The 25314-nt window shown below is 68.6% G+C and carries 20 protein-coding genes; 15 read left to right on the top strand and 5 right to left on the bottom strand.

From position 1 onward, the window contains the following. Window positions 1-145: 145 nt before the first annotated feature. From AC0VY3_RS05785 to drmB, 5 genes are all read left to right on the top strand, one after another. Window positions 146-499, top strand: coding sequence for a hypothetical protein (locus tag AC0VY3_RS05785; RefSeq protein WP_475549108.1), 354 nt, complete (start codon window positions 146-148; stop codon window positions 497-499). A gap of 116 nt (window positions 500-615) precedes the next feature. Continuing rightward, the gene (locus AC0VY3_RS05780; protein ID WP_475549107.1) at window positions 616-5388 is read left to right on the top strand and encodes a DEAD/DEAH box helicase; all 4773 of its coding nucleotides are present in this window, start codon (window positions 616-618) and stop codon (window positions 5386-5388) included. Beyond that, window positions 5385-7298: a UvrD-helicase domain-containing protein gene (locus AC0VY3_RS05775; RefSeq protein ID WP_475549106.1), complete on the top strand. Its 1914-nt coding sequence runs from the start codon at window positions 5385-5387 to the stop codon at window positions 7296-7298. Before AC0VY3_RS05780 ends, AC0VY3_RS05775 begins: the two co-directional genes overlap by 4 nt. Beyond that, window positions 7295-10552: a helicase-related protein gene (locus AC0VY3_RS05770; RefSeq protein ID WP_475549105.1), complete on the top strand. Its 3258-nt coding sequence runs from the start codon at window positions 7295-7297 to the stop codon at window positions 10550-10552. Before AC0VY3_RS05775 ends, AC0VY3_RS05770 begins: the two co-directional genes overlap by 4 nt. Beyond that, a complete protein-coding gene (gene drmB / locus AC0VY3_RS05765) occupies window positions 10549-12393 on the top strand; it encodes a DrmB family protein (RefSeq protein WP_475549104.1) in 1845 nt (614 codons plus the stop codon). Before AC0VY3_RS05770 ends, drmB begins: the two co-directional genes overlap by 4 nt. Before the next feature lie 8 nt (window positions 12394-12401). Here the strand turns inward: drmB and AC0VY3_RS05760 are convergent, their stop codons facing one another. Continuing rightward, window positions 12402-13016 carry an ATP-binding protein gene (locus AC0VY3_RS05760; protein ID WP_475551644.1) on the bottom strand — a complete coding sequence of 205 codons (615 nt, stop codon included), beginning with the start codon at window positions 13014-13016 and terminating at the stop codon, window positions 12402-12404. 246 nt (window positions 13017-13262) lie between these two features. Between AC0VY3_RS05760 and AC0VY3_RS05755 the strand changes: the two genes are divergently transcribed. Beyond that, window positions 13263-14108 carry a helix-turn-helix domain-containing protein gene (locus AC0VY3_RS05755; RefSeq protein ID WP_475549103.1) on the top strand — a complete coding sequence of 282 codons (846 nt, stop codon included), beginning with the start codon at window positions 13263-13265 and terminating at the stop codon, window positions 14106-14108. Continuing rightward, entirely contained in the window at window positions 14108-14296 is a 189-nt protein-coding gene (locus tag AC0VY3_RS05750) for a DUF397 domain-containing protein (protein ID WP_475549102.1), read from the top strand. The genes AC0VY3_RS05755 and AC0VY3_RS05750 overlap by 1 nt, the downstream gene beginning before the upstream one ends. Window positions 14297-14422: 126 nt before the next feature. Here the strand turns inward: AC0VY3_RS05750 and AC0VY3_RS05745 are convergent, their stop codons facing one another. Both AC0VY3_RS05745 and AC0VY3_RS05740 read right to left on the bottom strand, forming a co-directional pair. Then, the gene (locus tag AC0VY3_RS05745) at window positions 14423-15271 is read right to left on the bottom strand and encodes a helix-turn-helix domain-containing protein (protein WP_475549101.1); all 849 of its coding nucleotides are present in this window, start codon (window positions 15269-15271) and stop codon (window positions 14423-14425) included. 25 nt (window positions 15272-15296) lie between these two features. After that, the gene (locus AC0VY3_RS05740; protein ID WP_475549100.1) at window positions 15297-16049 is read right to left on the bottom strand and encodes a DUF6879 family protein; all 753 of its coding nucleotides are present in this window, start codon (window positions 16047-16049) and stop codon (window positions 15297-15299) included. A gap of 282 nt (window positions 16050-16331) precedes the next feature. Here AC0VY3_RS05740 and AC0VY3_RS05735 point away from each other — a divergent pair, with 282 nt between their 5' ends. The 8 genes from AC0VY3_RS05735 to AC0VY3_RS05700 all read left to right on the top strand — a co-directional run bounded on the left by AC0VY3_RS05735 (window position 16332) and on the right by AC0VY3_RS05700 (window position 23710). Next, the gene (locus AC0VY3_RS05735) at window positions 16332-16574 is read left to right on the top strand and encodes a DUF397 domain-containing protein (RefSeq protein WP_475549099.1); all 243 of its coding nucleotides are present in this window, start codon (window positions 16332-16334) and stop codon (window positions 16572-16574) included. A gap of 90 nt (window positions 16575-16664) precedes the next feature. Then, window positions 16665-17114 carry a hypothetical protein gene (locus tag AC0VY3_RS05730; RefSeq protein ID WP_475549098.1) on the top strand — a complete coding sequence of 150 codons (450 nt, stop codon included), beginning with the start codon at window positions 16665-16667 and terminating at the stop codon, window positions 17112-17114. 51 nt (window positions 17115-17165) lie between these two features. Continuing rightward, window positions 17166-17783, top strand: a complete 618-nt coding sequence (locus tag AC0VY3_RS05725) for a hypothetical protein (protein WP_475549097.1) — start codon at window positions 17166-17168, stop codon at window positions 17781-17783. 575 nt (window positions 17784-18358) lie between these two features. After that, window positions 18359-18721, top strand: coding sequence for a CU044_2847 family protein (locus tag AC0VY3_RS05720; RefSeq protein WP_475549096.1), 363 nt, complete (start codon window positions 18359-18361; stop codon window positions 18719-18721). Beyond that, entirely contained in the window at window positions 18722-20140 is a 1419-nt protein-coding gene (locus tag AC0VY3_RS05715; protein ID WP_475549095.1) for a S1 family peptidase, read from the top strand. A gap of 119 nt (window positions 20141-20259) precedes the next feature. Next, window positions 20260-21243 carry an endonuclease/exonuclease/phosphatase family protein gene (locus AC0VY3_RS05710; protein ID WP_475549094.1) on the top strand — a complete coding sequence of 328 codons (984 nt, stop codon included), beginning with the start codon at window positions 20260-20262 and terminating at the stop codon, window positions 21241-21243. A 1302-nt stretch (window positions 21244-22545) separates the two neighbouring features. Beyond that, window positions 22546-23100, top strand: coding sequence for a hypothetical protein (locus tag AC0VY3_RS05705; protein ID WP_475549093.1), 555 nt, complete (start codon window positions 22546-22548; stop codon window positions 23098-23100). Window positions 23101-23386: 286 nt separating this feature from the next. Then, entirely contained in the window at window positions 23387-23710 is a 324-nt protein-coding gene (locus tag AC0VY3_RS05700; RefSeq protein WP_475549092.1) for an Ig-like domain-containing protein, read from the top strand. On the opposite strand, the gene AC0VY3_RS05695 is transcribed toward AC0VY3_RS05700, so the two are convergent. Then, complete coding sequence (locus AC0VY3_RS05695; protein ID WP_103511380.1) at window positions 23701-24201, bottom strand: hypothetical protein; 501 nt, start codon at window positions 24199-24201, stop codon at window positions 23701-23703. The two genes, AC0VY3_RS05700 and AC0VY3_RS05695, sit on opposite strands and share 10 nt — an antisense overlap. A gap of 158 nt (window positions 24202-24359) precedes the next feature. Beyond that, window positions 24360-25196, bottom strand: coding sequence for an alpha/beta fold hydrolase (locus AC0VY3_RS05690; RefSeq protein WP_475549091.1), 837 nt, complete (start codon window positions 25194-25196; stop codon window positions 24360-24362). Window positions 25197-25314 lie beyond the last annotated feature (118 nt).

The raw sequence follows: 25314 nt of genomic DNA, 5'->3' as shown, positions 1-25314 counted from the left end.
CCCGACCCGCCACCGAGTTCCCCGCTTCCGAAGAAACCTTCCTCCTGGCGATCGCACCCGTCACCCCGGGCGCTCCCGCCCCTCTGCACGTGCGCCATTTCCCGTCACACCCGGTACACATCCTCAGAGCCCAGGGGGCACTGTCATGAACATCGACCCGCCCGATTCGGACGACGGCCCCTTCGGACTCGTCGAACAGTACGACTCCATCGAAGACCCGTACCTGCAGTCCGAGTTCCTCGATGCCGTCGGTACGACGCGTTCGTACATCAACGCCCTCCGACTCCGGCGTGACAAGGAGGCGGCCCGCAATGCCTCCGCCCCCGAAGCCCCCTTCCCGCCGGATGACAAGGGTCCGCGGCACCGCGTTCCGCGTCCGCCGCTCCGCGGCCGCGGCATCACCACCCGCCCCCCGAAGTACGCGGGCTCCGTCCGGAACGAGCGTCGCCGGAACCGTGCGCGTCCGGAGTTCGTCATCATCATCTTCAAGCTCGACTGACCCGGCACATCGTCGGACCCGGAACTCCTATCGTGGAGTCGGGGCAGGCCGCATCCCCCGCTGCCGCCGGCCCCGACTCCCCCCGCGCTCAGCTCACGGACACGGATTGGAAGACTTTGAACCACCCCTATGTGACGGACAGTTCGGGCGAGACCTCCGTCATCCGGACGATCATCGATCAGTCGGCGCGCGTACTCGCGGCGTATCGGATCGATCCGGGGCTGATTCTTGAGCATGCCAACGGTGAACGCCGAATCACTCAAGGCGGTTACGGGGACCGCCAATTGTTCGAGCTCGTGCAAAACGCCGCGGACGAGATCGCATACTCCCCCGGCGGCAAGGTCCACGTCGTTCTCACGAATGCGCACCTGTACTGCGCGAACGAGGGCAAGGAGGTCACGGTAGAAGGCGCCGAGACCATTCTCCGCATGAGCGTTTCGAAGAAGCGGGGAGGTCAGATCGGTCGCTTCGGTGTCGGAGTGAAATCGGTTCTCGCCGTTACCGACACGCCTCAATTCTTCAGTACCTCAGGAGCATTCGGATTCGACCGGACCTGGTCGCACGAGGAGATCCGGAAGGCCGGCGGCAATGCGTTGGACGCCGATTTCGAGGCTCCCGTCCTGCGCATGGCACGCCCGATGGAGGCCGCGAAGGAACGCTCTGCCGACCCGGTCCTCGACGAACTGCTCGGCTGGGCCACGACCGTTGTGCGCCTTCCCCTGCTGCCCGGAGCGGCCGATCGACTCGGGCACGACATCCACGCGGTCGCCGGCAGCCACGAAGCGCAGCGGGAGTTCCCGGCACGCTTCCAGTTGTTCTCCCACCACGTGGGCACGGTGGTTCTGGAAGACCGTCGACCCATGCCGCAGATCCGGCGGGAGATCACGGTCGAGCACGAGGGCGTCCTGCACACGATCCACGAGGCCCGTACGGGCAAGCCGGAGTCCCACGCGACCTGGAAGGTGTTCACCCACGCCCACCAGCCCACCCCCCGCGCGCGGGCCGGCGCGGGAGAAATGCACGATCGCGCGACGATCGACATCTCGTGGGCCGTACCCGAGTACACCGGTGACACGGTCCTCGCCATCCCCAAGGGGCGGGGGGAATTCTGGTCGTTCTTCCCGACCAAGTACCCGATGACCCTGGCAGGCATCCTGAACGGAGCCTGGAAGACGAACGAGGACAGACAGAACCTTCTGGACTCCAGCCCGTTCAACGAGGAGATCATCCAGGTCGCGGCGAAGCTGGTCGTCGAATCGCTGCCCCAGTTGGCACCGGCCGAGGACCCCGGCGCCTATCTCCCCCTCCTCCCCGGTCGGACCAGGGAGTCGGAGACCCTCAACTGGGCCGACAAGTACCTCACCGAACAGATCTGGAAGCTGACCGCCCAACTCCCGTCCCTTCCCAACCAGGACGGCGTCCTGCGGATTCCCCGCGAGTTGCGCGTCCACCCCGCGCCGGTGGGCAAGACACCGCTCAGGCTCGAATGGCTCCGGATGTGGAACGCCTACCCCGGGCGCCCGACGGACTGGGTCCACCCTTCCGTGGAAGCCGCCGAGTTCCGTGCCGGCAAGGTGGGGCACATTCTGGAGCAGACGAGGCAGGGTCGGGCGACCGTTCGGGAATGGTTGGAGGCTCTGGTCGCCGACGGTACGGCCGAGGCTTCCGCCGTCGCGATCCGCATCTTCGCAGCGATGGTCCGCGACGGGTCGCCCTTCGCGGACCAGGCCCGCGCGGCCCGCATCGTGTTGACCGAGGAGAGCGGACTGGTGCCCGCCGTGGTGGGCAAGGTCTTCCGAAGAGCCGTCCAGGACGGACTGCGGGACGGCACGACGTACGTGGACCCCGCGCTGTCCGAAGACCAGTCGCTGATCCACGACCTCAACACCATCGGTATTCGGGAGGCCGATTCCCGAGGACGATTCATCGGAGTCCTGGAGCAGGGCTTCACCGGCTACGGTCCCCAGGACTGGGCACGGTTCTGGGAGCTGTTCCACAGTGCGGGCGGCAGCCAGGTTAGCGGCGAGGTGATCGCCCGCGTGCCCGACCCGATGTCGACGCTGTCGGTCCGCACCGTGGACGGACGCTTCCACCGCATGCGCGACTGCCTCCTGCCCGGGCCCGTGGCGCCCTCCGACGGGAGCCGGGACCGGTCCGTCGCGGTGGACCTGGACTTCCACTCCGACGACCGGATGGTCTTCCACGAGTTCGGCCTGCGTGCGACACCGACCGCCGGCCACCGTCCGTCCGAGGACGAAGCGTGGTTCGGCGAATACTCGACGGCGATCTACGACAGCTACTGCCGCACCCTGAGCAGCAACGCCTCCCGTCCGAGCATCAGCAGGCTCAAGCTGGAGGGCTCCCCCGTCGGCGGGCCGTTGCACCTCCTGGAGCTCCTGTCGGACGAGGGGCGAGCGGCTTTCGTGAAGGCGCTGCCCGACGGAAGCGTCATCGACACGTGGACCATGCAGTTCGGCACCCAGGTGTCCACGCGCAAACCCGTCTACTCCCCGCTGCGCTGGATGCTGGCACGGCTCGGCAGGGTCCCCACCTCGCAGGGCGTCGTCCCGCTCTCCGACGCCGTGGGTCCCCAGCTGCACGCGTACGCCGATGTCCTGCCCGTCGCGGACATCAGCGCGGAGAAGGCCCGCAAGCTCCACCTGCCCACGCTGGTGGAGGACGTGCCGCCGAAGCAGTGGGCCCGGCTGCGCGAACAGCTCGGCACCAGCGACGACGACTCCTTCGTCGGGCGTACGTACGTGATGCTGACCCGGCTGGGGGTCGACTTCCCCGAGGGGGAGCTCACCCGTTGCCGGATCGGCTCGGAGTGGTCCACGCGGGAGGACGACAAGATCGCCGTCGCGGCCTCCGAGGCGGAGTACCGCACGCTGCGCGCGGAGCAGATTCCGGCGCTGCTCGCAGGCAGCGACGAGGACGCCGCCCTGCTCGTCAAGACGTGGGGCATGCTCCGGTACAGCGACGTCGTCAGCAAGGAGACGCGGCATGTCGGGATCGGCGAGCCCACACTGCTGCACGACGAGTTCCCCACGCTCCGCCAGCGGATGGGTAATACCGTCAACAACTATCGGCTGCAGCCCTGTTCCGAGCTGGAGGAGGTGACACGTACCCCCCAGGGCACCCGGTCCACGCCTCTCAAGAGCGCGCTTCAGGGAAACACCGTGCTCGTCCTCGAACCCGCGGACCGGCTTGCTGCCCTGGTCGCGGTCGACCGTGAGTTGCGCTGGGGGCTGCAGGAGGCCGGATGCCGGGCGGTGCTCGACGCCCAGGAGCGGCAGGAGGCCGACCAGCAGCTCCAGGCGGCCCTGCGCCGGGTCCGGGAGGCGGAGAGCGTCGAGGAGAAGCTGGAGCTGCTCATCGGCGAAGCCGCGCTCCGGGCGGGCCTGCCGCCCGGCCTCCTGGAGAGCGAGCGGGCGGAGTTGGGGGACGTCGAGCCGTCGGCCCGCCGGATCGCGCGGATGGCGTACAACGCCCACGGGGACGGCGTTCTGCAGATGCACGCCCGAGATCTGCTGGCCGCCTATCCGAGCCATGCGCCGTCCGGCTTCACCGGCTCCTCGCCCGCGGTGAAGTTCGTCTCCGACTTCGGCTTCCCCGACTCCTTCGCCGGCACCAGGACTCCGTCGCTGCCGCCGAGGATCGAGATTCCGGGGCCCACCGAATTTCCCCGGCTGCACGACTATCAGGAGCGCCTCGCGGCGAAGGTCTTCGCGATGCTCGACCGGTTCGCACCGCAGCGCGGAATGCTGTCGCTGCCCACCGGCGCGGGCAAGACCCGAGTGGCGGCGGAGGCCGTGATCCGCTGGGTCAAGTCCGTGGGGGAGCTGGACGGTCCCATCCTCTGGATCGCCCAGACCGAGGAGCTCTGCGAGCAGGCTGTCCAGAGCTGGAGCTTCGTCTGGTCGAAGGTCGGCGCGGAGAGCCCGCTCACCATCAGCAGGCTGTGGACCACCAATGAAGCGGGTCCGGTGAGCGATCGCCCCCACCTGGTGGTCGCGACGGACGCCAAGCTCCGCAACTGCCTCGACACCGAGGGATACGCCTGGCTCCGGCAGGCGAGTCTGGTCATCGTCGACGAGGCGCATGTCGCCATCTCGCCCCAGTACACGAGAATCTTCGAACAACTCGGCCTGACGGCACGGGAGACGGGTCGCCATCTGCTGGGGCTCACCGCGACCCCGTTCCGCAACACTAACGACGAGGAAACCCGACGCCTGGTCCAACGCTTCGGTGGGCAGCGCCTCGACGACGGTGTCTTCACGACGGGTGACGCCTACGGGGAACTGCAGGAACTCGGCATGCTGGCCAAGGTCGATCACCGGGAACTCCTGGGCGGCACCATCGAGCTGACCAACGACGAGAAGGAGCGGGCCGACCAGATGAGCCTGCTCTCGAAGGCCGCCGAGCAGCGTCTCGCCGACGACCACGACCGCAACAAGCGCATTCTGGAGGAGATCGGCGAAATGCCCGCCGACTGGCCCGTCCTGGTGTTCGCCACCTCCGTGGCGCATGCCAAGTTCCTCGCCGCGAAGCTCAAGGACCGGGGCATCACCGCCGCTTCGGTGGACTCGGCCACCTCGGCGGGCGAGCGCAGGAAGAGCATCGACGACTTCCGTCGCTGCCGCGTGCGCGTCCTCACGAACTACGGTGTTCTGACACAGGGGTTCGACGCTCCGGCCACCCGGGCCGTGGTCGTCGCCCGCCCCACCTACAGCCCGAACGTCTACCAGCAGATGATCGGGCGCGGTCTGCGCGGTCCCGGCAACGGGGGCAAGGAGACCTGCCTGATCCTCAATGTCCGGGACAACATCACCAACTACGGCAAGGCGCTCGCCTTCACGCAGTTCGAGCACCTGTGGAGGGCCAAGTGACCGACGCGTACCACGACAGCCCGCCCTTGACCGAGGAACAGCGGGCCGTGGTCGAGCAGCCCTGGGACGCCCGGCTGCTGGTCACCGCCGGTGCGGGAGCGGGCAAGACACACACGCTGGTCCGCCGTCTCGACGCGCTGATGGGGCACGAGGACGACGCGCTGGAGGCCGGCGAGATCCTGGTGCTCAGCTTCTCGCGCGCGGCGGTCCGCGAGCTGCGCGAGCGGATCGCGCTGCACGCCCGGGAGGCACGACGCGTCCGGGTGCAGACGTTCGACTCCTGGGCGTACTCGGTGCTGCGCGCGGAGCAGCCCGATCGGGACTGGGGCGCGCTGCGCTTCGACGAGCGGATCAGGGAGACGACCGAGGCCGTTCTCCGGGGCGCGGTCGAGGAGAGCGAACAGGGCGCCCCCGCCCACGTGGTGATCGACGAGGTCCAGGACCTGGTGGGTGACCGTCGGGACATGGTGGAGACGCTGCTGGACCGCTTCCAGGAAAACTGCGGGTTCACGGTGGTGGGGGACGGTGCCCAGGCCATCTTCGGCTTTCAGGTTTCCGACCAGGATGCCCGTGCCGCGGAGACCAACTACTTCTTCGACTGGTTGCGGGGCTCCTATCCGGACGATCTGGTCGAGCTGCATCTCACCACCAACTTCCGGGCCCGGACCGAGGAAGCGCGCACGGCGCTCTCTCTCGGCGACGCGCTCAAGAGGCTGCCGTCGGAGCCCGCCGAGTCGGACGCGGCGGGCGAGAAGTTCCACCGACAGCTGACCGATCTCCTGCGGTCATGCCCCGATCTCAGCCCTCTGGAGGAGCGGTCGACCGTCGAGTCGCTCCGGGGCTACCCGGGCACCTGCGCCATTCTCTGCAGGGACAACCGCCAGGCTCTGGTGCTGTCCGAGAAGCTGTTCTCCCTGGGCGTGCCGCACCGGGTCCAGCGTGCGTTGCAGGACCGACCTGTCCCGGCCTGGGTCAGTCACGTCCTGCGGAACACCGGTAGCACCACGTTGACCGAGGAGCGCTTCCTGGAACTGCTCACCACCGGTCCGACCCCGCCCGTCGGCGACCGTACGCGGATCTGGCGTTCCCTGCGGGGCGCCGCCCGCGCGCCCAGGGGGCTGATGGATGTCTCGGCTGTGCGGCGGCTGGTGGCCGAGGGGCGTTTCCCCGACGACCTGGCAGCCGTGGAACCCTCGGGCCTGGTGGTGGCGACCGTGCACCGCGCCAAGGGACTCGAGTTCGATCGGGTGATCGTGGTCGAACCGGCCACCACCGCGGAGCTGCGCAAGCAGCACAGCCACGTGGACCCGGCGGCCGAGGCTCGTTCGCTGTACGTCGCGATGACCCGCGCCCGGGACGACCTGTTCCGCATCGCGGCACCGGACACGGCACTCGTGCGCCAAGACCGGGTGACCGATCGGTGGTATCTCGGCGGGTGGAAGACGTACATCCGCGACGGCATCGTCGCCGGTGGGCAGGACGTGTGTCGGGAGCACCCGCCCGGCACGGACGGCTTCGTCGACGACGCGGCAGGCGTGCAGGACTACCTGGCGTCGTCGGTCTCGCCCGGTGACGTACTGACGCTCCGCCCTCAGCACGAGATGACCATGGCAGCCGACCAGAGCCCTCCGTACACCGTCTTCCACGGGGATCGCGCGATCTCCGTCGTCTCCGAGCGGTTCCGCAAAGACCTCCACACCTCCCTGAAGATCAACAAAACCTGGGAGATCAACTGGCCGGTGGAGATCACCGGTTTCCGGGTCGACTGTCTGGAGAGCGTCGCGGGCAGCACCGCGTCCGGTGCCCGCGCCGGGCTGGGCGACCACGGCGTCTGGACGGTGCCCCGCATGTCAGGACTCGGGCGCTACAGGCGCGCCGCAAGGAACACCCAGGAAGGCATCGTCGGATGACGGACGGGACCAGCACGCACGCCGCCCACTACGCGCTCCGGGAAGGTCTCGTCGAGCAGCTCCGCAGGGACCTGCTCGGCCCGGGCTCCGCCGACGAGGTCCTGACCCAGGATCCGCCGATCACCACCTATCCGATAGGGGTGTTGTTCCCGAGGGCCTCCGATCCCGAGTCCGGGCGGGCGCTCCAGGAGGACGCGGCCGAGAACGACGGACTCGACGACGCTCCGCTCGTGCGGAGGGGCCGGGACATCGAAGACCCGCTGCCAGAACTCGGTACGGCTCATATCGGCGACCGACGCCCCTCCTCCATGGGGCTGACGTTCGCCGTGGACCCGACGGTCGCACCGAGGCTTCTCGTGCGCACGGAAGTCGCGGCCTACGATCCGGTCGACGCCGAGGGACGCCCGGTGGCCGCCGAGCGGGCCGAGGCCCGGACGGTGTCCGAGCAGAAGGAACGGTGGCGCCGGCGCGAGCTGTCCGTGCGTACCGTGACCGTCGATGCGACCGTGCCCCGTCGCTATCGGGTGGAGGACCTTCGCCCGGACAGGGCCGCGGACGATCTGCTCGCCGGCCCGGCGTTGGACGTCGTCGTCCGACCGAAGGCTCCGGGAAGCGGCACGGTCACCGTGACGATCACGCTGATCAATACGCATCGCGTGGGCAAGTACGCCCTCCAGGACGCGTTCTGCCTCTATCAGCCCCGCCTGACCGTGACCACCGAGTCCGGCGAGCCGGGCCTGGTCGACCGCCCGTCCGAACGTACGACGTACGACCAGGAGGTCGCGACGAGTCGGCTGTTGCACCGGCACGCGCCGACCTTCGCCGTCGGTCACGGCTGCTCGGCGGACTGGGACTGGACCCCGGCCCCGATCGGCGACCCGAACACCCGACGCGCGGCGATCACCACTGTACGCACGGAGTTCGTCCCGGCGCACGATGTGCTCCTCACCGACTCCAACCCCGACATCGACGACTCCGCCCTCACCATGGAGGGCCTGGCGACCCGTCCCGAGAGCGAGGTCCTGGCCGCCCTCAACGACCTGATGGCCGGGTATGCGGAGTGGATCGACCGCAAGGAGGCGGAGGCGGAGGCCTTCCGGGGCACACCGCACGAGGCTCCGGCACGGAAGCAGATCGAGCACTGCCGTGCGGCTCTGGCCCGCATGCGTCGAGGCATCAGGGTTCTCGGTACGGACAGCGAGGCGATGCGGGCGTTCCGTCTCGCCAACCGTGCGATGTCGCAGCAGCGGGGCCGCAGCGAGTGGGTGAAGAACGGCCGGGTGGGCGATCCGGACACGTCCGCGAGTCGGTGGCGACCGTTCCAGATCTCCTTCGTGCTTCTCTGCCTCGAAGGGATCGTGGCCCCGGAGCACGACGACCGCCACATCGCCGACCTCCTCTGGTTCCCCACCGGTGGCGGCAAGACCGAGGCGTATCTCGGTCTGATCGCCTTCACGACCTTCCTGCGCCGTCTGCGGCACACGGAGCGGGGCGGGGGCGTGACCGTGCTGATGCGCTACACCCTGCGACTGCTCACCCTGCAGCAGTTCGAGCGTGCCGCGTCCCTGATCTGCGCCATGGAGCGCATTCGTCTCGGTGACGAGCGGACGCTGGGGAGGGAACCCATCTCCATCGGCATGTGGGTGGGCCAGTCCGCCACCCCGAACAAGCTGTCGGTCGCCGAGGAGAGCCTCGTGGAGCTCCGGAAGGAGAAGGAGCTCCAGGAGAAGAACCCGGTCCAACTGCACGCGTGCCCCTGGTGCGGCGCACGCATCGACGCGTTCCAGTACGAGGTCGACGAAGAAGCGAAGCGGATGCACGTCCGCTGCCCCGAAACCTGGTGCGACTTCCGCGACGGGCTGCCGGTCCACCTGATCGACGAAGCCGTCTACGACGCGCGCCCGACGCTGGTGATCGCGACCGTCGACAAGTTCGCCGCCATGCCGTGGCGTGAACAGACCGCAGCATTGTTCAACCGTGACCGTGAGGACGGCACGCCTCCCCCGGAGCTGATCGTCCAGGACGAGCTGCACCTCATCTCGGGGCCGCTCGGAACGCTCACCGGGCTGTACGAGACGGCGGTGGACCTGCTCGCGGACGAACCGAAGATCATCGCGTCGACGGCGACGATCCGCCGGGCGTCGGAACAGGGCAACAGTCTGTTCGCCCGCGAGGTCGCCCAGTTCCCGCCGGCGGGCATCGACGCCAGGGACTCGTGGTTCGCCGTCGAAACCCCCAAGGAACGCAAGGCGAGTAGGCAGTACGTCGGCCTGCTCACGCCGAGCACGAGCCAGTCCACGCTACTCATCCGTACGTACGCCAACCTGCTCCACCGGGCCGCGCAGGGCAAGGACGACGAACAGGTCCGGGACGCCTACTGGACGCTCGTCGGATACTTCAACAGCCTCAGGCTGTTGGCCGCGGCCGAACTGCAGGTCCACGACGACGTCGAAGCGCACCTCGGCTACCTGGCCGACCGCGACGGGAACCTACGGCGAAAGATCCTGGAACAGACCGAGCTGACGAGCCGCGCCAACTCCAGCGAGGTGCCGAAGCGCCTGAAGCAGGTGGAGCAACGGTTGGGGCACCCCGATGCCGTGGACGTTCTTCTCGCCACGAACATGATCTCGGTCGGCGTCGACGTGGACCGACTCGGGCTGATGGCCGTCATGGGGCAGCCGCAGACCACGGCCGAGTACATCCAGGCGACCAGTCGCGTGGGCCGCCGCCACCCCGGCCTGGTGGCCGTGATGCTCAACTCGAGTCGTTCCAGAGACCGTTCGCACTACGAGAGCTTCCAGCACTTCCACTCGGCGCTGTACCGCGAGGTGGAGTCGACCAGCGTGACGCCGTTCTCCTCCCGCTCCCGCGAGCGTGGCCTGCACGCCGTCGTCGTCGCGCTCGCCCGGATCATGATCCCCGAGGCCCGTCCGAACGACGGTGCGGGACGGATCGACGAGTTCCGCGACGAGTTGGACCGACTCGTACGGTCCACGCTGCTGGCTCGGGTCGAGAAGGTCGACATGGAGGAGTACGAGGCGACGGCGGACGCCTACGACGAGTTCGTCGATTGGTGGTCGGACCTGGCGGCATCCCACGGCGGCCTGCTCTACGAGCCGAAGCGGAGCAAGCGGACCCCCTCGCTGCTCTGCTCGTTCGACGACGAAGACCCCGACGAGAATGCCTGGCAGACGCTTTGGAGTCTGCGCGATGTCGATGCCGAGTCCGGTCTGTTCATGGAGGCGACCCGATGACCCCACCCCCCTCCCGACGCCGCCGGACCGGAGCGCCGGAGCGCAGCTATCCCCGTCGCGGTTCCGTTCGGCGCGCCCAGATGATCACGACCTACGGCGTCGGGTCGATGGTCGCTGTGGACAACGAATCGTTCATAGTGGCCGGAACCGACTCCTGGAACATCAGCGACGCGCCGACCATCCACGAGCACCGGTTGGCCCGTGTCCTCGGCGTGAAGTCGTTCCGCCTCCCACCGGCATCGGACGACACGAGCAAGGACGGCGTGCACGTCCGCCGGTTCCCTCTGTGGCACTCCTGCCCGAAGTGCCAGGCCCTCCAGCACGTACGACAGTTCAACTCCCCCCCGGGAAAGAACGAATGCGGTGACTGCGAGGAAGACCTCGTTCCTTCGCGCTTCGTCATGGCCTGCGCGAAAGGCCACATCGACGACTTCCCGTACTGGAAGTGGGTGCACCGCAAGAACCGGCAGGAGGGCGAGACGGGTCTCTGCGGCGGAGCGATGCGACTGCGCACGAGTGGAAAGACCGCCTCCCTCCGCTCGGTCCTGATCTCCTGCACCTGCGGAGTGCCCGAGGTGTCGATGGAGGGCGCGTTCAGCGGTACGGCTCTGTCGGACCTGAAGGTGTTCTGCAGCGGCAAGCGGCCCTGGTTGAAGGACGCGCCGACCGATCACTGCTCGGAGAGGCCGCGCACGCTGCAACGCGGTTCGTCCGTCGCCTGGCAGCCGATCGTGCGGACGGCGTTGTCGATCCCTCCGTGGAGCGACGAGCACTTCACCCGGCTCGAAGACCACATGGACGACCTGCGCAAGATGTACGAGGAGGGCGACGAGCGCGGCATCCGCGGCTTCCTCAAAGCCCTCACACTGACGCAGCCGTATGAGTTCTCGGCCGAAAGGGTCATCGCTCTGCTCGAAGCGGAGAACCAGGAGGACACGGATGCCGACGGCGATGCCTCCGTGGACAGTGCCTTCATCGCGCTGCGGAAGCAGGAGTACGAACGACTGATCGCGGGGCAGCCCGAGAAGGGGACCGGTCGAGAGGACCGCTTCGTCTGCGAACCCCCTCGTTCCTCTCCGACCGTGCTGACCCCGTACGGGGTCACGGGTCCGATGCTGGTGAAGCGACTGCGGGAAGTGCGTGCCCTGAAGGCGTTCTCGCGGGTCGACACCCCGGACACCCGCGCGGACGTCCACGAGGCGGCCCTGTCCCTGATGGAACTCGACTGGTTGCCCGCGATGGAGGTCCAGGGCGAGGGCGTCTTCCTCCGGCTCGACGAGGAACGGCTGGACACCTGGGCCCGAAGCGTCGCCGTGGCGGCGCGTGCCGATCGCATGCGGGCCAACCACACCCGGATGATGCACGAACGCGCCCAGGATCCGGACACCGTGCCCGAATCGCCGGCCTCCCCCCGCATGGTTCTGCTCCACACTCTGGCGCACTCGCTGATCAATGAGTGGAGTCTGGACGGGGGCTATCCCGCGGCGTCCCTGCGGGAGCGGCTCTATACGAGCGACACCATGGCGGGCATCCTCATCTGCACCGCGACAAGCGACTCCGCGGGCAGCCTGGGGGGCCTGGTCGCACAGGGCGAACCCGACCGCCTCCGGAAGTCCTTGGACTCGGCTCTGGACAGGGCGCGTTGGTGTTCCGCGGACCCCCTCTGCGTCGAGTCGGAGGGAAGCGGCGTCGGCGGGATCAACATGGCGGCCTGCCATGCCTGCGTGCTGCTGCCGGAGACGAGTTGCGAGCACAACAACGGCCTGCTCGACCGCGCTCTCCTCGTCGGCACGCCGGAAGACCCGTCGATCGGATTCTTCAGCGACGTACTGAATCACTGATCCGGCGGTCACGCGGCTTCGGTCAATTCCGCCTCGAAGTGCGCCTGCGCGCGGTCCAGGGCCCCGTCGGGATCGCACCCGTGGGCCCGAAGCCAGTGGAGGAGGTCGGCGATCACATCGATGGCCGACTCCTCCGCGTGCGCCACGGTCACCGGCCCCCGCTCGACGCCCTTGTCCCGCCCGGACACTCCGAGCAGCCCGAGCAGCGCTTCGGCCCTCGCGACCCGGGGCCCGTCCATGTGGTCGACCGACGACCGCAACCCGGTGACCAGCTCGCACCAGGTGGCCTTCGAGTCGGCCCGGAGGACGACACCCCAGCGGTCGGCGAGAGCGTCCACGAGAACCAGCCCGCGGCCGTGCTCCTCCCCGTCCTCCCGTGTGGCGAGGACGGGGACACCGCGTGTGTCAGGGTCGCTCACCTCGATGCGCAGGCGACCACCGTTCATGGAGACGGCAAGACGTGCGCACGTGCCCGGCCCCACGTGCTTGATCACGTTCGCCGCAAGCTCCGAAGCACAGAGCTGAGCATCGGCGGCGATGCCGGCCAAGCCCCAGAGGTCCAGCCGAAACCTGACGGCGTTTCTCAGCCCTGCCAACCCCGCCGGCTCCGCCAGGAAGGGCATCTCCCAGGCCTTGCACACCACACCGAAACGACAGCCGTCCATGTCGATCACCGCTCCCAGCAGACTCGATATCACCAAGCGTGACAACGCGTAAGAGAAGAGTGTCACTGGAACTCTCATTTTGGAACTCTCACCAACGACTCTCGGGAGCCCACCCTCGTCCCGCACGCCCCCGGCGCACGCCCACTTGCCCGTACAACGATCAGCCGTGCACGCTCTGAAGCGTCGACGTGAGGAACCACAGCCATGACAGTCGGACCCACCACCCGCAGGCGCCAACTCGGTGCCGACCTGCGCCGCCTGCGTGAGCGCAAGGGCCTCACCCTGGAGGAGGCGGGGGCGTTGGTCGGCATCTCCAAAGCGACCCTGAGCCGCTACGAGCGGAAGGAGGGCGCGGTCAAGTGGCCGGCCGTGGACGCCCTATGCCGCGAGTACGGCACCACGGACGACGAACGCTCCTCACTCGTCGAGCTGGCCAAGGGCGCACGCATCCAGGGCTGGTGGCGTTCGCTCGCGGATCCCGTCCCCGAATCCATGAACCTCATGCTGACCCTGGAGGACGAGGTGGTCAGCGAGGACCACTACGCCTGCATGTACGTCCCCGGGCTGCTCCAGACGCGCGCCTACGCCGAGGCCGTGCACCGCGCCTCGGAGATGCGGTGCTCGGACCAGGAGATCGCCCACATGGTGGACATCCGCATGAAGCGACAGGAACTGCTCGAACGACCCGAGCCGCCCCACATCTGGGCGGTGATCGACGAGGCGGTGATCCGCCGCGTCGTGGGCGGACGCGAGATCATGTGGGCACAACTGCACCACCTGCTCGAACAGGCCCGACGCCCTCATGTCACCGTGCAGATCCTGCCGTTCGAGACCGGCGCCCATGCGGCGGCAGTGGGCAGCTTCGTCGTCCTCGGCGGACCGACGCCCGAGCTCGACGTCGTGTACGTGGACATCATCGGAGGCGGCCTTTTCATGGAGAAGCCCCAGGAACTGTCACGCTATAAGTTGGCGTTCAACTATCTGCGCGCGCAGGCCCTGAACATCGAGCGGTCTGCCGCGCTCCTGGATCAAGTGGGCAGGGAGCTTTGATGGTTCACCGCGTCGGTCAGTGGTTCAAGTCGTCGTACAGCGGGGGCAGCGGTACGGAGTGCGTGGAAGTCGCCGACCTGTTCGCGACCGTGGAAGTACGCGACTCGACGAGGCCCGACGGTCCACGCATAGCTGTCGGCCATGCTGCCTGGTCCGGTTTCGTCGCCGCTGTGCGGGGGCGACGGTAGCAGCCGTCGCGGCGCTGGTTCCGTGACGCGGGTTTCTCTCAGGCGGGGCCGACATCACCGTACCTGCGGTTAACTCTTCATCCCCAGCGAACCGCCACGTGCAGGGTCACACACCTCCGCGTACCCCTACGCAACCATGGCCTGACGGGCCCGAGCGATGACGCGTTGCGCCGCGGCGCCGAACACGGCGGACTCGCCCAGGGATTCCCAGACCCGCCGGTACAGGGCCACCGTGTCGGCGTCGTCCAGCCAGAGTTCCGCGTGCCAGTCCTCCGTGATCACCAGCCGCTCATCGACGACCCAGAACGCGTTGGCAGGAGGAATACGCAGGGCGGCGTTCAGCGGGATGATCCCCAGTCGGACGGTATCCATGCCGACGACCCCCAGCAGGCGGTCCAGCTGCCCGGCCAGAGCTTCCGGAGGGCACACCTGTGCCCGTAGTGCGCCCTCCCACATGAGGAGATTGAGACACCGCCCGGGCTGGTACAGCCATCGTTGGCGGTCCATGCGGGCCCGTACCGCGTCCTCGGTGTCGCGGGGCGAGTTCTGGAGCGTCGCGTAGCGCTCGAACATGTGCCGCGCGTAGTCCGGTGTCTGCAGTAGTCCGTTGACGGCGAAGGAATCCCAGACGTGCAGTACGCGGGCTCCCTGCGTCACCGAATTCCACGTCTCCTGTACCGGGCGGTGTCCCGACGACAGCTGTCGTCGCCAGGACCGGATGTGCGACTCGAAGCCCTTCAGTCGTCCGTGCAGTTCGTCGTACGCTCCAGGGTGCCCGGTGGCGTCGGCCCATGCCCGGAGGTCGTCCGCAGTGGGTGTCTGGCGTCCGTTTTCCAGCTTGCTCACTTTGCTCTGCGCCCAGCCGAGGGAAACGCTCAGGGCGGTACCGGTGAGAGGGCCACGAGGGCACTCAGTTCGGAGGGCTCGAAGCCGTCGCCCCAAGTCCTCACGAGCCTTCTGAAAGTCAGTGCTCACCGGTACGCGTCTATTCCTTCTGCTCTTACTCGCTGCTGGTCAGCTTCGCCGCGAACTCTTCGTGCGATATGGCGTGATGCCATGCCGCATCACGGACGACCGAGTACCTGACGATCTCGGCCGGCTCCGTAATCAACTCGACGTCCGCGAGATGGTCGCTGTCGTCGAATCTCAGCCGTGCGGCAAGTCGACTGTCGAACAACCAGAAATCTTCCGGGGGCAGTTGAAGGCGATCAGCGTCCGCCCGCCATACGTTGCGAATATCCTCCCCCAGACCTCTGTTCCGCTTGGCGTTGTCGAGGAGATAGAGCTGCCCTGCAGTCGGCGGCTGATCGATGATCCGTACTCGTTCGACGCGCTTGCCCTGCGCGGTCTGGGACCGGATCAGCTCGCAGTACGGATCACTCTCGTCCCATTCGACCTCGCCGGTCTCGACGAACTGGCGGTAGGTGTCGGTGACTTCGTCACTGGCGTAGCGTCCCCGGGTCTCCAGCCGCCAGGCCGAGTGGTTGAACGTACGAAACAGCCCCTCGAATTCGTCCAGGTCGATGATCCGGGCCTGCCGAGTCGTGTCCTTCGGTGTCCAGTCGACCAACAGTTCACGTGGTACGACCACCGCCACCTCGCCTTCGGACAGGTGCCGTAACTGGGCGATGTCGCCGGCATCGGCCAACGGCGGGCCATGGACGATGACTTCGCCGCTGTCCATGTCCTCATGGACAGCGGGACACCCCGTACCGCCACTACCTGTGCCGTTGAACCGTAACTGACGTGCCATAACAAGCCGCCTCTCACCTCGGAGGTGTTCCGTCCGCAGCTCCAAGGTTGTCCGCTGCTCCACGTGAATGTCGAGGGATCACCGCGCCCCGCACGAGAATATTCGCGAATAGCGGCCATGACCGTCGGTCTGCTCCCCCGACCATGAACTGCATGACCGAGCCCACCAGATACAACACACCGCCCGGCTGTCCCCATTGACGGTCGGCAGCTGGCGGGTGCAGGAGCACGACGGTGCGGAGACCGTATCTCCGCGACATCAGCACCGGAAGGGGACTTCCCCATGAATGGAAACCTCTATGCCCTGTCGGCCCCCGCGGCCGACGCCTTCGCCGACTTCTGCGGGGGCAACGCGGGTGGCCCCCACGAGACCTGCGTGAGCCTCGCCGCACTCCCCGGCGCGGAGGCCACCTTCGTGATCCGCGACAGCAAGCCCGAGGGCGCCGGCAAGGAGCTGCGCTTCACCGGGAGCGAGCTCGACGACTTCGCCGCCGGGTGGGTCAGGACCAGGGGCCTGACGCTTTAGTCTGGCTCCCTTCCTGAGCACGAAGCACCACGTAAAGGGCCGGACCGGACATGCTCCGGGCCGGCCCGTCTCCCCTAGTGAAGGGCGCAGATGACCTGGTCAGGACACTGGCACGGCTACGGTCCGTGGACCGGCAGCAGGGACGCGTACGGCCAGGAGGCCCTACGCCGTCCGGGTGCGGAACCGAACTCCGAACAGACCCGCGCGTTCGTCGCCTCGACGCTGCCGCCCCTTATGACCGGGCACTGGCTCCTGCGGCAGAACCAGACCGCGGTGGAGCGCACCTGGACGCGTGTGGTGGGTGCCGTCACCTGGCTGCAGAGCACATACGAGGCGAATCCCCCTGGCGAGAGGGATGACGGCGGGCGCGCTCACATCACCCTCGAAGACAAGATCGCGTACGCGTTGGACGCCCTTCCCCGAGGCGTCGACGTCTGCTGGGTCCACTACACGAAGTCCCAGAGCCTGATCTCCTTCTCCGTGGTCTGCTGCCTCAACCACCACCATCCTGGCCTCCCGTGCCCCCTTCCGCCCGCCTGACCGAGGAAAAGCTCGGCCTTGGCCCGATGGTGGTTGTGGCAGGGTGCTCGCATGTCCAACCCCATCGGGTACCCGGTCTTCCGTACCACGGACCCGGTACTGGCCCTGCGCGTGGCACGTCAGCTTGTGGCAGTGGGTGACGTGCAGTACGCGCAGGTGTCGGTGGACATCGAGCTGCGCACCGTCCCGGAAGTGTTGCGGATACGCGAAGCGCTGCCGGATGCCTGGTTCCGGAAAGAGGTTGTCGAGGACTGGAAGCGGGACCCTTCCGATCCGACGGGTTTGCACGCCGGCGTCCACGCGCCCGAGCTCTCCGGTGATCCGGACTTCTTCTCATCCCATCTGCCACTTTGGGCGTCGATATTGGATCAGCCCCTCGGCAGCATCGAGGAAGAGTTCGCCGCCTTGGTCGGACCGAACATCGGCGAGATCTGGTGGTCCAGCTTGGAGTGGCCCGACGTACCTGATCGCGAGATCCATCGCGAAGCCAACAATGCCCGGGTTTCGCTGCTGCTCAACTCCCGCAGCCTGGAACGTGACGCCCACTCCGGCGGCCACACCGTCCTCGTTCATGTACGCCGCGCGAATCGCGACGGGTCGGAGCTGCGGCACGCCTCCTGGCTGGCGGAGCAGATCGGCCAGGCCGTCATCGGCCCACCGCAGGAGTAGCCCGGAATCCTCCAACTGGCCGACCCGCCCGTCGGCCAGTGCCCCCATTCATGCCCGGACGCCCTTGGCGAGGAATGCCCGCATGGACCTCGCTCCGTCCTGCTGGCGTCTGCAACATGAAGCGCGCTGCGATGACGACGCCGGAGAGTGTCCCGGCGCGCCGGCAGACGATTCGACCAAGCACGACCACCGCAAGCTCGGCCGTGAACTGGATCCCGGGGAGTCTCCAGCGCCGGGTGGTGGATCGATCACTGGCGTCGCGTGTGATCGGCGGAGGACAGGGGTATGCAGAGTTCCCAAAAGGGTGCCCAGGCGCCCAAAGTGTTCCCCAAAAGGACTATGAGATACGGCAGTTCGGGTACTGCGCGTTGCGCGGAATCCTCCCGCACAACCGCTGTCTTCAGGAAACTTCGCTCCGTCCTTCGCCTCCGCCACTGCCGCAACTGCCGCCACTGCCCGACGCCATCACAGCAAAGGTCCGTGTCCACCCGTGGACGGACATGCCCCATCGTCCCAGCCCCAGCCCGGACCCCGCCCGTGTGCGGTCCGCCACCCACCAGTGGAAGCGAGTTGCCATGACCGACGATGAGCAGCTGACTCCGGAACCGGCCTCGGAGGACATGCTGTGGGACGTCTCGATCCTTGTGCAGAACCCGGACGACGGACGCCAGATCTCGACCACCGAACAACTCACCGACCGGCTGCGCGACCGGCTGGACGACGTCCGTCAGGGGGTCCGCGCCGGTACGGCGGCCGCGCTGGCGAGCATCCGCGATCTGCCGAGCGCGTCCGGGTGGTCGGCGCAGGAGGTCGAAGTCGAGTTCTCGCTGACGCTCCAGGCGGAGGCGGGGGTCGTCATCTCCAAGATCGGCGGGGAGGCCGCACTGGGCATCACCGTGCGATTCGCCCGGTCGGCCGCTGCCGAACAGGAGGCCTGAGTGCAGGGCAGAGTCGTCATCACCCGGAACGGGCGCGCCGAGGCCCAGGGCAGTGGAGTGGTCATAGCGCAGCGCAGGGCCGTCACCGCAGCCCACGTCGTCAAGCACTACGCCCCCGAGGACATCGTGCTGCGCCTGGAGGGCGGCGCGGGAGACATCGGCGTGGTCCACGTCGAGTCGGACCAGGAACTCGACATCGCGATCCTGCACCTGGCCGCCGACACACCGGCCATCTCGCCTGTCACCACGCTCGGCGACGGGGAGCGCTGGCGGGTCTCTCTCCCCGTCACCACGACCGACCCGCAACTCACAGGGCGGGTCACATCGGCCGGTCGGCCGTACCGCACCCGCAGCAGCGACGGCACCATCTTCGCGATGCAGCTCCACGTCAATGAGACGATCAAGGACTACAGCTCGTATTCAGGCAGCGCGGTCCTGCTCGACGGTGGCCAGGGGCGGGTTGCGGGAATCCTCGTCGAACAACAGCTGGTCCGGTATCGAGGCGGCGGTACGGGCGGCCGTCCGGCGGCCAACGTTCTCTACGCCGTCCCGATGGTGGCCGTACTCCTGCGCTTCAACATCCTCGTACCGACGGGGCGGGTACCGGAACCGGGCGGGACGCCGACCGAGTACGACGTTCTGGACCAGACGACCGACCTCTTCCGACAGGCCGCCGAATCCGTGGAGATGCCGGCGTTGCCGCCCCGGGAGGCCATCGTCCAGGCCGCGGTGGCTCTCCAGGATGCCGAGGCCTTCATGCGCGGTCAGAGCTGGGACCCGCGCGTTCTCCTGGTGCCGCATCTGACCTCGGCGCAGTGGTACGAAGTGCTCAGGGGCTACCAGGGCGCGAAATGGTCCGCGCTGTCTCCCACTCTTGCCGCGGTGAACTCACTGGTGCAGGACGGCAAGGAGGACGGCACCGCGCGTTGGCGGATGTGGGTCGTCTCCGGACGGGAGACCAACCCCTTCACCGGGTTGGTCATCTCCGGGACCCGGGTGTACAACCAGCGGCTCGCGGACGCCCTGACCCGCTGCCAGCGCATCCCCGGCGTGGTCAACAAGCGCACAGACCAGGGAGGCGTCGCACGCGGCGTGAGCCCCACCGTGGGCGCGTACCTGACTCTCCAGTGGGCACGTCTGCATTACGGCGAGGGTCCGGTGGACTTCGGCTCCCCGACGCTCCTCAGGGCCGAGCCCCGGCACACCCTCTTCTACGGCCTGCGGCACCTGCTCGCCAAGTTCGACTCGGGAGAACGGTCCTACACCGTCGGCGAGGGCGACTTCCTCGATCGCACCTACTACACCGACGCCAGAGTGACCATCTTCGAATCAACTCCGGGCTACCGGCGTTTCGGTATCCGTCCCGCCGTTCCCGGCACGGCACTGGAGTCGGCGCCGCCCGACCGGCCGGGCGATTGACAGCAAGGGCACGCCGAGACCGCTGACACAGCCGACTCGGTCCGGCCGGCGCGGGCGCGTCCGGAACCTGATCCTTCCGTCCACTCGTCCTACGGGACAGGCCTAGTGGACGGAAAGACATGGTGGAACGGGCAGACAGCGGTGCGGCGGTGTCGGAGGCGCCGGTGGTGCCTGGGGTGGGGAAACGGCGGGGGTGGGGGGTCGCCGGGGGTGCCGTCGTCGTGGCCGGGGTGCTGGCGTTCCATCGGGGTGTGCCCAACTGGCCCGGACGGGTGGGGAGTCTACTGGAGTCCTTTCTGCCCTGGGCCGGCGTCCTCGTTGTCGTGCTGTTGGTCGTCGCCCTCGTGCGGCGGTCCGCCGTCGCGCTCGTGGCTCTGCTGCTGCCGGTGGGCGTGTGGGTGCATCTCTTCGGGGGACTGCTCCTGCCCTACGAGGAGAGCGGCGGGCGGGAGCTTGTCGTCGTGCAGCACAACGTCAGTGATGAGAACCGCGATCCGGCGGCGACCGCCCGTACCCTGATCGGGGCCGGGGCCGATCTCGTCGCGCTGGAGGAGCTCGTGGTTCCGCAGCTGGCGGTGTACGAGAAGGCCCTCGCCTCCGACTATCCGCATCACGTCGTACGCGGCACCGTCGGGCTCTGGTCCACGTACCCGCTCAGCGGCGAGCGGCTCGTCGACATCAAGCCCCCGAGCATCGAGGAGGGGTGGAGCCGTGGTGTGCGCGCCGTGGTCCGTTCTCCGTACGGGGACATCGCTGCGTACGTCGCCCATCTGCCCTCCGTCCGGGTGGGAGTGGGCGGGCTCGCGTCCGAGCGGAGGGACGAGAGCGCAGCGCTGCTGGGGCGCGTCATCGCGGCCGAGAGCGTCGATACGGTGATTCTGCTCGGGGATCTCAACGGGGCTGTGGAGGACCGGGGGTTGAGCCCTCTCACCTCACGGTTGAACGTCGCCGAGCGCGGGTTCGCCCTCAGCTTCCCCGCCGCCCTTCCGCTGGCCCGGATCGATCAGGTGATGGCCCGCTCCGCCGTCGTCGGCCGCATCCGGGCCCTGCCCGCCACCGGCAGCGACCATCTGCCCGTCGTCGCCCGGGTCGCCCTGGGGTGAGTGCGCGGCCCGCAGCGCGTCCGCCTTCCGTACGGCCGCCACCCGTTGCCGCCAGGTCATGTCCTCGGGGAACTCGTACGTATCCGTGTCGACCATCCAGCTCGCGTACGCCGTCGCCCTGCGGCAGTCCGCGCACTCCGGCTCATCGCCCAGCGGGCGGAAGGCGTGCTCCTCCCCCGGGCCCGCGCACGCGATCAGCTCCCTGACCGGCGGGGGCGGCATCTGCGGCACCGGGGTCACCGGGCATTTCTGGATCAGACGATGGCGCAGAAAGCCCACCGCCGAGCGCACCCCGCCCTCCGGCGGGTCGGCCAGGAGCGCCTGCCGCAGGTCTCCCTCCGGCAGGCCGCCCTCAAACCACTTCACGGCCTCCACCGCCAGGGCGCGGGCCTCCCCGACGCCAAGCAGCAGATCGCGGCGTGTGTGGCGCAGGGACAGCAGCAGGCGTTCGGCCTTGGCCAGTTGACTCGGAGACGCCTTGGCCGGGGCCCCTTCCACCGGCGCGCCCGCCGGTTCGATGTCCGAGGCCCGTTCGGTCGAAGCCTCCGCCAGTTCCGGGGTCTGCGTCGGTTCCGGGGCCGGTTCCGGAACCGACGTCGGCTCCGCCCGATCCCGGTCCGGGTTCACTACCCGGTTCCGCCCCCGCTCCGCTTCGGAGGGTGGGCGGGGAGTGGTCTTATCACTGTGGTCTTCCTCGGGTTGATAGCCACCGACCGACCGAAGAGTCGGTTCACCGACCGCCGGATACCGCACACCCGGAGAGCGCCCCGCGTCCGGCTCCAGCCTCTCCCAGACCGTCCTGGCCTCCGTGCCCGTCAGCGGCGTGTTCGTGAACAGCTGGGCCGTCTTCCAGAGCCCGTCCTCCCGCTGGGTCCGCCACTCGTGCACGTAACCGTGCTCCACCAGCTGCTTCTTGGCCTGCTGGTACGGGCGGCCCTTCATGTCCAGCTTCAGCGCCAGTTCGCCGAGCGGGCGGTTCGTGGCGGCGTCGGGGAGGCCCTGGACGTACAGGATGAGAATCTTCGCGTTGCTGTTCATCCGCCGGTCGCGTACGACCGTGTGCGAGGCCTTCGTCCAGCCCGAAGAGGGCGCGATAACATGACGCAGCATTTCTGGTGGCTCCTGACCACTGGGGGTGTAGGCCCTCGGGTGGTGTTCGCGCACCTCCGGGGGCCGCCCTTTGCGCGCGGGCGCGCACTGAGCGTGATGACCTCATCACCGTATCCCACCGTTCTGACGCATCACCACATCGAAGATTCGTTCGCCGAACCACCCCCACGCCGGCGTCCGTACCATGCCCTCATGATCGCTGTGGTCGTCACCATCGCCCTGGCCTTCGTCGGATACGTCGCGGCCTACCTCAACGGGCTGCGGCTCGCCCAGCGCAGCGAGCGGCTCGCGCGGGTCAACCGGCAACTGAGCGACTTCTACGGACCTTTGTTCGCCATCACCGAGGCCAACGGCCGCGCCTTCGACGCCTTCGCCCAGCGCAACGTCCGCCCCGACGGGCGCTCCCCCTTCAACCACGAGGATCCGCCCACCCAGGAGGAACTCGCCGAGTGGCGGCTGTGGGTCACCACCGTCTTCCTGCCGAACATCCGGACCATGCGTGACCTCGTCGTCACCCACGCCGATCTGCTGCGCGAATCCGAGATGCCGCCGATCCTGCTCAAGCTGTGCGCCCACGTGTCCGGTTACGAGATCACGGCCGCCCGCTGGGCGCAGGGACAGTTCGACCAGCACCAGTCCGTCGTGTCGTTCCCGAGCCAGGAACTCGCCGACTACGCGCGGGAGGGGTTCACCTCCTTGAAGGCGGCGCAGGGTCGGCTGTTGGGGCGGTCGCGGTCCGCCGGCTGAGGCCCGCCCTCCACGTTCTGTCCACGCTCTCATCACAATTCCGCTTCGCTTCCCGTATGCCTCTGATGTGCGCCCGTACGCCCTGCGAGCATCGGCTGCTCCACCGCACCTAGTTCGGCCTTGGGGGCAACACATGCAGACGAGGAAGCAGGCACGGCAGTCCTTGCGCGGAGCCCTCCGGATACGCACAGCGGTGGGAGCAGGCGCGCTTGTCCTGGTCCTGGCGGGATGCGGTGGGAGCGACGAGGGCGCGAAGGGATCCTCCGTCGAGCGGACGCTGGCACTCATGGACGACCAGCACACCGTGGACGCGGGCGACAGCCTGGACGTGGACGTCCTCGACAACGACTCCATCACCCTGGAGAGCGGCGTGCGGGCGGGCCTGCTCGACGCCTACGACCCCGCCGAACTGACCCTGACCATCGACACTGAGCCCGGCCACGGGTCCGCGTCGGTGTCCTCGGCCACGGTGACGTACACCGCCAGGGGCGGGCACACCGGCGAGGACGAGCTGACGTACGAGGTCCGTGTGAAGGGCACCGACGTTCCCGCCGCCACCGCCGTCGTCCGCATCACCGTCGAACCGCCGTCCCCAGACGTTCAGCGGTAATCGTCGGGGTGGTCCTGCATCCAGGTGTTGATGCCGTCACGGGTGCCGACGATCTCGGAGAAGTACTTCTCCAGATGCACCTCGGACCGGTCGTCGCCCAGCTTGTCGAACAGGACCTTCATGTCGGCGAGCGGCTTCTTGAAGTGGCCGGGGCCCTTGGCGTCCGCCCGCATCGACTCGTCCAGTTCGGTGAGTTCCCGGGTCACCCGGCCGAGGAAGTAGGCGCAGTCGCCCGCGCCCGGCGTGCAGGTATCGTTCAGCGTCGCCTGGAGCGCTGCGAAGGCGTCGCGGACCAGTGCGGGGCCGGGTGACGGGACGGCGCTGGACTCCTCCGCGGCGGCTTCCCGCTCGGCCTGGTCCGCCTTCTCGGTGTTCTCCTCGATACGGGCCAGGTCCGCGGCCGGATCCGCAGCCGCGCTCGGCACGTCCGCGCCGGGGCCGCCACCGCTCGACGCCTGGGTGCAGGACACCAGCGCGGCGGCCACGACCACGGCAAGTGCGCCTGCGCTCAGCCCCGTTCGGGCCGCACGATGAGCGCCGGTACGGGCACCCGTGCCGGTACCAGCGGTCGTGCGGGCAGCGCTTCGGAACAGCATGAGGCCCCTCTCGTGTGAAGGGTCCAGACCTTGCACAGGCCCTCCGCCGGGGCTCACGCCAGGAAGGCCGCCATCTCCCCGTACACCGCGGCCGTGTTGTCCAGGTGGGCGTCGTGGCCGGCGTCCGGGACCACGGCGATCCGCGTCTCGGGGTGCCGCGCCCGCATCCGGTCCGCCTCGTCCGGCTTCATCGCGCCCCTCTCGCCCCGCAGCACCAGCACCGGGCAGCGCACCCGGTCCCAGTCGTCCCAGTAGTGCCGCTGCGCGTTCTCCTGGACCGTGGCCACCATCACGTCCCGGTCGACGCGGGGGTGCAGCCCGCCGGGGCCCGGTGCGAGGCCCGCCGCCCAGGCCCGGCCCGCCGGCCCGCCGTCGAAGAACGCCTCGGCCGCCGCCCTGTCCGGGAACGGCACCGGCCAGGAGTCCAGCCAGCGCCCGATCTGCTCCGGCAGCCCCGGGCTCGGGCCCGCCGGTCCCGCCTCGATCAGGACCAGCGCACGGCACACCTCCGGGTGCGCCGCCGCCGTCAGCAGTGCGGTGAGGCCGCCCATCGACTGGCCGGCCAGCACCGTGTCCGGGCCGGCCAGACCGAACCGGCGCGCCACCGCCAGTACGTCACGGACGTGCGCCGCCCGCGTCACGTCGCCGGGGCGGCGGGTGCTCGCCCCGCTGCCCCGGGCGTCGAAGGCGATCACCCGGTGCGTGGCCGCGAACCGGGCCGCCAGCGCGTCCCACTCGCCGCGGTGTCCGGCCAGCCCGTGCAGCAGGAGCAGGGGCGGGCCCTCGCCGCCGTGGTCGGTGCAGAAGAGGCGTACGGGACCGGCCCCGGCCGCTTCGCCCTCGCCCTCGCCCTCGCCCGGGACTGTCACCGTCACCGTGGTCGTCCCCATGGCCGCTTCCATCCGGACCCCCGCCTCCCCCGTACCGCCCACCGGCCGCGTCGCCCCGAACGCTAGCCTCGGGCTGAGGAGCCGGCCACAGATATACCGACGGCTCGGCCGATGACTC

This window comes from Streptomyces sp. iso_384, assembly GCF_056172905.1.
This window is presented reverse-complemented; position numbering and strand designations above follow the sequence as displayed.